At 74.6% G+C, this 7,006-nt stretch carries 5 protein-coding genes; all 5 read left to right on the top strand.

Annotated features, from left to right (window positions below; all coding sequences use genetic code 11):
* Window positions 1-113 precede the first annotated feature (113 nt).
* The 5 genes from smc (at window position 114) to ACFT55_RS18035 (ending at window position 6,981) form a co-directional block, all read left to right on the top strand.
* On the top strand, window positions 114-3,689 hold the full coding sequence (smc, locus tag ACFT55_RS18055) for a chromosome segregation protein SMC (RefSeq protein ID WP_380245227.1): 3,576 nt from the start codon (window positions 114-116) through the stop codon (window positions 3,687-3,689).
* A 4-nt stretch (window positions 3,690-3,693) separates the two neighbouring features.
* Window positions 3,694-4,020: a hypothetical protein gene (locus ACFT55_RS18050; protein WP_380245226.1), complete on the top strand. Its 327-nt coding sequence runs from the start codon at window positions 3,694-3,696 to the stop codon at window positions 4,018-4,020.
* Between the two features lie 40 nt (window positions 4,021-4,060).
* A complete protein-coding gene (gene ftsY / locus ACFT55_RS18045) occupies window positions 4,061-5,230 on the top strand; it encodes a signal recognition particle-docking protein FtsY (RefSeq protein ID WP_380245225.1) in 1,170 nt (389 codons plus the stop codon).
* A 138-nt stretch (window positions 5,231-5,368) separates the two neighbouring features.
* Window positions 5,369-6,646, top strand: a complete 1,278-nt coding sequence (locus ACFT55_RS18040; protein WP_380245224.1) for an ammonium transporter — start codon at window positions 5,369-5,371, stop codon at window positions 6,644-6,646.
* A complete protein-coding gene (locus ACFT55_RS18035) occupies window positions 6,643-6,981 on the top strand; it encodes a P-II family nitrogen regulator (RefSeq protein ID WP_380245223.1) in 339 nt (112 codons plus the stop codon). Before ACFT55_RS18040 ends, ACFT55_RS18035 begins: the two co-directional genes overlap by 4 nt.
* Window positions 6,982-7,006 lie beyond the last annotated feature (25 nt).

Below are 7,006 nucleotides of genomic sequence, written 5' to 3'. Positions count from 1 at the left end.
CCACCGGTTTGAGGACCAAGTCAGCACGCTCGATGCGTCTCGGCGGGACGCCGGTGCGGGCGGGACCGGCGGAGTTCCGCGGATCCGCGGTCCTCGGCGGTTAGGCTCGCCGGGTGCACCTCAAGACGCTCACGCTCCGGGGCTTCAAGTCGTTCGCCTCGGCGACGACGCTGAGCCTCGAGCCGGGCATCACCTGCGTGGTCGGGCCCAACGGTTCGGGCAAGTCCAACGTGGTCGACGCGCTCTCCTGGGTGATGGGGGAGCAGGGTGCCAAGTCGCTGCGCGGCGGCAAGATGGAGGACGTCATCTTCGCCGGCACCGCCGGCCGGCCGCCGCTGGGCCGCGCCGAGGTGTCCCTCACGATCGACAACACCGACGGCGCGCTGCCGATCGACTACACCGAGGTGACGATCTCGCGGACCCTGTTCCGCAGCGGCGGGTCGGAGTACGCGATCAACGGCAGCTCGTGCCGGCTGCTCGACATCCAGGAGCTGCTGAGCGACTCCGGCATCGGTCGTGAGATGCACGTCGTGGTGGGGCAGGGCCAGCTCGACGCCGTCCTGCGCGCCACGCCGGACGACCGCCGCGGCTTCGTCGAGGAGGCGGCGGGCGTCCTCAAGCATCGCAAGCGCAAGGAGAAGGCGCTGCGCAAGCTCGACGCGATGCAGGGCAACCTCGCCCGCCTCACCGACCTCACCGCGGAGCTGCGGCGCCAGCTCGGGCCGCTGGGACGACAGGCGGAGGCGGCCCGCCGGGCCCGCACGGTGCAGGCCGACCTGCGCGACGCGCGGTCGCGCCTCCTCGCGGACGACCTGGCCCAGCTCACGGCGCAGATGGCGCAGGAGCGGGCCGACGAGGCGGCGCTGCGCGAGCGGCAGCGGGAGACCGAGCAGGGGCTGGAGCAGGCCCGCGCGCACCTGGCACGCCTGGAGGTGGCGGCCTCGGGTGCTGTCGCGGAGGTCAGCCGTGCCGCCGACGCCTTCCACGCGCTGACCGCGCTGCGCGAACGGCTGGGTGGCCTGGCGACGCTGGCCGACGAGCGGGTGCGGCTGCTCGGTGCCGCCGAGCCGGAGCACCGCGGCCAGGACCCCGCCGACCTCGAGGCACAGGCGGAGCGCGCGAAAGCCACGGAGGCCGAGCTGGCCCGCGAGGTCGAGCTCGCCCGCGCCGCCGTCGAACGCGTCGTCGCGGCGCGCACCGACGCCGAGAAGGCGGCCGACGCGGCGGAGCGCGAGCTCGCGACGCTGCACCGCGGTGCGGCCGACCGGCGCGAGGGCCTGGCCCGGCTCTCCGGACAGGTGGCCGCCCGGCGCAGCCGCGTCGAGGCAGGCGACGCCGAGCTGGAGCGGGTGCGCGAGGTCGTCGCGGAGGCGGAGCGCCGGGCCGAGGAGGCGGCACGCGAGTTCGGTGCCCTCGAGGTCCAGGTGGTCGGGGCCGAGGAGGGCGAGGAGGACCTGGACGCCCGGCACGAGGACGCGACGACGGCGCTCGCCGAGGCCCGGGCCGCGGTGCAGGACCTCGAGGCGCGCGCGTCGGAGGCCGAGCGCGACCGCGCCACCTGGAGCGCGCGGGTCGAGGCGCTCGAGCTGAGCCTGGACCGCAAGGACGGCGCGGGCGCGCTGCTCGCGGACGCCGCGCCGGGGGTGCTCGGCTCGGTCGCCGCCCTGCTCGGCGTCGAGCAGGGGTACGAGGACGCCGTGACGGCAGCCCTCGGCCCGGTCGCGGACGCCGTCGCCGTCCGCGACGTCGACGCGGCGGTCGACGCGCTGCGCCGCCTGCGGGACGACGACGCGGGCCGTGCCGGGCTCGTCGTCGGCGGCGGGGTCGAGGACGCCACGGCTGCCCTCCACGTCGACCTGCCGGACGGTGCACGCCGGGCGACCGACGTCGTCACCGTGGCGGGCCCCGCGGCGGGCCCGCTGCGCACCCTGCTGCGCGACGTCGTCGTGGTGGACGACCTGGCGCAGGCACGAGCGCTGGTCCAGTCGGCCCCGGGCGTGGTGGCCGTCACCCGTGCCGGCGACCTGCTCGGGGCGGGCCGGGCCTGGGGCGGCTCGGCGGCGGCACCGAGCGTGCTGCACCTCACCTCGGCGCTCGACGAGGCCAAGGAGGGTCTCGCCGACGCGGCGGCGCGCGGCGAGCGGTGCCGGTTCGAGCTGGTCGGGGCGCGCGAGCGGCTGGAGTCGGCGCAGGCGACCCACGACGAGACGCTCGCGCAGCTGCACGAGTCGGACGCGGCGCTCGCTGCCGTGGCGGAGCAGCTCGGGACGCTCGGGGCGGCGCACCGCTCCGCCCTGGCGGAGGCGGAGCGCCACCGCGCCACCCTCGCGCAGGCCCACGACCGGCGCACGGCCGACGAGGCAGAGCTGGCGGAGCTGGTCCGTCGGCTCGAGGTCGCCGAGGCGGAGCCCGCCCAGTCGCAGGAGCAGGTCGCGGCGGCCCAGGCGGAGCGGGACGCGGCGCAGGAGAGCGCCACCCGGGCGCGCGGGGCGGAGACCGAGGCACGGCTGGAGCTGCGCACCAGCGAGGAGCGCGCGAGGGCGGTGGCCGGACGTGCCCAGGGGCTGGCACGCGCGGCGGCGCAGGAGCGCGCCGCACGCGAGAAGGCGGAGCGACGGGCGGTACGGCGGGCGGCCGAGGCGCGCACGGCGGCCTCGGTGCGGGACGACGCGCGCGCGGCCCTCGCCGTCCTCGCTCGTTCCGTGGACCGCGCCCAGTCCGAGCGCGCCGCGGCCGACGAGGAGCGGGCCGTGCGCCAGCAGGAGCTCGACGTGGTCCGGGCCGGCGCCGACCGGCTGGCGGGCCAGCTGCGGGACCTCACCGACGTCGCGCACCGTGACGAGGTGGCGCGCGCCCAGCAGGTGGCGCGGCTCGAGCAGCTGCAGGCACGGGCGGTCGAGGAGCTGGGCAGCGACCCGGACGTCCTCGTCGAGGAGTTCGGCCCCCACCGTGACGTCCCCGTGCCGCGCCCTGCGGACGCGGCCGACGACGAGCCGGACCCGCAGCCCGTGCCCTACGTGCGGGCCGAGCAGGAGAAGCGGCTGACGACGGCCGAGCGGGCGCTCGCCCGCATCGGTGCGGTGAACCCCCTCGCGCTGGAGGAGTTCGCCGCGCTCGAGGAGCGCCACCAGTTCCTCACGGAGCAGCTCGCGGACCTGAAGAAGTCGCGGCAGGACCTCCTGCACATCGTCGACGAGATCGACGAGCGGGTGCAGCAGGTCTTCGCCGAGGCGTTCCGCGACACCGCGGAGCAGTTCGTGCGCGTGTTCGGCCGGCTGTTCCCCGGGGGCGAGGGGCGGCTCGTCCTCACCGACCCGGCGGACCTCCTCACGACGGGCATCGAGGTCGAGGCGCGGCCGGCGGGCAAGAAGGTCAAGCGCCTGTCGCTGCTGTCCGGAGGCGAGCGGTCCCTCACCGCGGTCGCGTTCCTCGTGTCGATCTTCAAGGCCCGCCCCAGCCCGTTCTACGTCATGGACGAGGTCGAGGCCGCGCTGGACGACGTCAACCTGGGCCGGCTGCTCGAGATCTTCCGCGAGCTGCAGGAGGACTCCCAGCTCATCGTCATCACCCACCAGAAGCGCACGATGGAGGTCGCGGACGCGCTGTACGGCGTCACCATGCGCGGCGACGGTGTGACGACCGTCATCTCCCAGCGGATGCGCGAGACCGCCGACGCGGCAGGAGAATAGCGCCATGCTCACGTTCGTCTTCTGGGTCCTCGGGTCCCTCGTGCTCGCCGCGGTCGTCTTTCTCGTGGCGAACGTCATGGAGCGTCGTGAGGGACAGGACGTGGAGGCCCCGGGCCTGCGTCGCTTCCTGCGCGACTTCCGTTCCGGGCTGAGCCGCAGGCGTGCGGCAGCTCCTGCCCCGGTCGAGACCGGGATGGACGAGTTCTTCGCCGCGACGGTCGAGGACGCCCCGGGGTACGTCGACCCCGAGGAGCTCACCGAGGCCCTGCACCGCGCCCGCATGCAGGCCCGCAGCACGTGGCACGTGGGGACCGTCCGCAAGCCGGAGTGAGGCGCCCGCGGTCCGCGGTCGGTTCTGGGAGACTGTGCGCGTGACTGATCTGCTCTGGCTCTGGATCCTCCTCGGTGTCGTCGTCGTGGTGGGCGGCGGCGCCGCCCTCCTGGTCCCGCGCTCGCGCCGGCGGCCGCTCGATCGTGACGGCGGGGACACGACGACCCTCGCGCCGCCCGCCCCGCACGGCGGCGTGGGGGAGGCCGAGGCCCCGGGGCAGGTCGCCGAGCCGGACGTCCTCGGGCCGACGGCGCCCGCGCTCGAGACCCCGGAGCCGGTGGCCGGCCGGCTGGTCCGCCTCCGCGACCGGCTCGCCCGGTCGGGCTCCCCGTTCGGTGCGCGCCTGCTGAGCGTGCTGTCCCGCGACCACCTCACCGAGGACGACTGGGACGAGCTCGAGGAGACGCTGCTGCTCGCGGACATCGGCGCCGGGCCGGCCGACGAGCTGCTCGACGCGCTGCGCACCCGGGTGCGCGTGCTCGGCGTCCGCGACCCGAGGGCGGTGCGCGAGCTGCTGCGCGAGGAGCTGCTCAAGATCGTCGACCCGACGCTCGACCGGGAGGTCGCCACGACCGGCCCCGTCGGCGACGACGGCACGCGCCTGCCCGCCGTGGTGCTGGTCGTGGGGGTCAACGGCACGGGCAAGACCACGACCGTCGGCAAGCTCGCGCGCGTGCTGGTCGCCGAGGACCGCACCGTGGTGCTGGGCGCCGCCGACACGTTCCGCGCCGCGGCCGCCGACCAGCTGCAGACCTGGGGCGCCCGGGTGGGCGTCGAGACGGTCCGCGCCGACCGCGACGGCGCCGACCCCGCGGCGGTCGCGTTCGACGCCGTCCGGCGCGGCAAGACCGACGCGACGGACGTCGTGCTGGTCGACACGGCCGGCCGCCTGCAGAACAAGGCCGGCCTCATGGACGAGCTGGGCAAGATCACGCGCGTCATCACCCGGGAGGCGCCGCTCGCCGAGGTGCTGCTCGTGCTGGACGCCACGACCGGCCAGAACGGCCTCAACCAGGCGCGGGTGTTCGGCGAGGTCGCCGGCGTCACGGGCATCGTGCTGACCAAGCTCGACGGCACCGCCCGGGGCGGCATCGTCGTCGCCGTGCAGCGCGAGCTCGGCGTGCCGGTCAAGCTCGTCGGCCTGGGGGAGGGGCCGGACGACCTGGCGCCGTTCGACCCCGAGCAGTTCGTCGACGGCCTGCTCGGCTGACGTCGCAGGCGCCGCAACACAACCTTTACCTGTGCGGCGAGCTTGTCACCGGCCCGTAACGCAACCTGAGCACGGGCGAAACCGCGCGCCGAGAGCGTTGTCCCCGACCAGCCGCCGGGCTGGCGAGGGGAGAACACCATGGAATGGGACACCGGGGCCGCTGCGTGGATGCTGACGTCGGCATCGCTCGTGCTCCTCATGACGCCCGCCCTGGCGCTGTTCTACGGCGGCATGGTGCGCGGCAAGTCGGTGCTGAACATGATGATGATGTCGTTCGGCGCCATCGGCGTCGTCGGCGTGATCTACGTGCTGTGGGGCTGGTCGATGTCCTACGGCTCGGACGTCGGCGGGATCGTCGGCAACCCGTTCGACCAGTTCGGCCTGGACGGGACGCTGTTCGACGCCGCGGGTGACGCGGTGGTGAGCCCGCTGGGCAACTACCCGCAGGTCATCGACGTGGCCTTCCAGGTCACGTTCGCGATCATCACGGTCGCCCTCATCTCCGGCGCCATCGCCGACCGCGTGAAGTTCGGCACCTGGATGGTCTTCGCCGGGATCTGGGCGACGGTCGTCTACTTCCCGATGGCGCACATGGTCTGGGGCGGCGGCCTGCTGTCCGCCGACGGTCCGTTCGGCGGGATCGCCGCACCGATCGACTTCGCGGGCGGCACGGTGGTGCACATCAACGCCGGCGCCGCGGCCCTGGTGCTGGCGATCGTGGTCGGCAAGCGCAAGGGCTTCGGCACCGAGCCGATGCGACCGCACAACCTCACCATGGTGATGCTGGGCGCGGCGCTGCTGTGGTTCGGCTGGTTCGGCTTCAACGCCGGCTCCGCCTTCGGCGCCAACGAGTCCGCGGGCCTGGCCTGGGTCAACACGACGTCCGCCACGGCCGCCGCGATGCTCGCCTGGCTCGTCACGGAGAAGCTCCGCGACGGCAGCGCGACCTCCCTCGGCGCCGCCTCCGGCGTCGTCGCGGGTCTCGTCGCGATCACCCCGGCCGCCGGCTCGGTGAGCCCCGTCGGTGCGCTGCTGCTCGGTGCGGTCGCCGGCGTGCTGTCCGCGCTCGCCGTGGGCCTGAAGTACAAGCTCGGCTTCGACGACTCGCTCGACGTCGTCGGCGTCCACCTCGTCGCCGGCATCTGGGGCACCGTCTCCATCGGCTTCCTCGCCACCGACACGGGCCTGTTCTACGGGGGCGGGTTCTCCCAGCTCGCGGTCCAGGTGATCATCGCCGTCATCGCGGTCGTGTTCTCCCTCGTCCTGACGACGGTCATCGCGCTCGCCCTCAAGGCGGTCATGGGCTGGCGGGTCTCCGAGGAGGCCGAGGTCGGCGGCATCGACCTCGCGGTGCACAGCGAGACGGCGTACGAGACGATCCAGCAGGGTTCGGTCGCGAAGGAGATCCGCGCATGAAGCTCGTCACGGGAGTCATCCAGCCCCACCGCCTGGACGACGTGAAGTCCGCCCTCGAGGCCGCCGGCATCCGCGGCATGACGGTCAGCGAGGCCAGCGGCTACGGCCGCCAGAAGGGGCACACCGAGGTCTACCGCGGCGCCGAGTACACCGTCGACCTGGTCCCCAAGGTCCGCGTCGAGGTCCTCGTCGCGGACGGGGACGCCACGACCGTCGTGGACGTCGTCGTGAAGGCGGCCCAGACGGGACGCATCGGCGACGGCAAGGTGTGGACCACCTCGCTCGACGACGTGGTGCGCGTGCGCACCGGCGAGCACGGCGACGCGGCCCTCTGACCGTGCCCGACGCCCTCGGGGACCC

This window comes from Isoptericola sp. NPDC057191, from assembly GCF_042670225.1.
In the GTDB taxonomy this organism is placed as follows: Bacteria; Actinomycetota; Actinomycetes; order Actinomycetales; family Cellulomonadaceae; genus Isoptericola.
The sequence above is the reverse complement of the archived record's forward strand: the minus strand, read 5'-3'. Positions and strand labels throughout refer to the sequence as shown.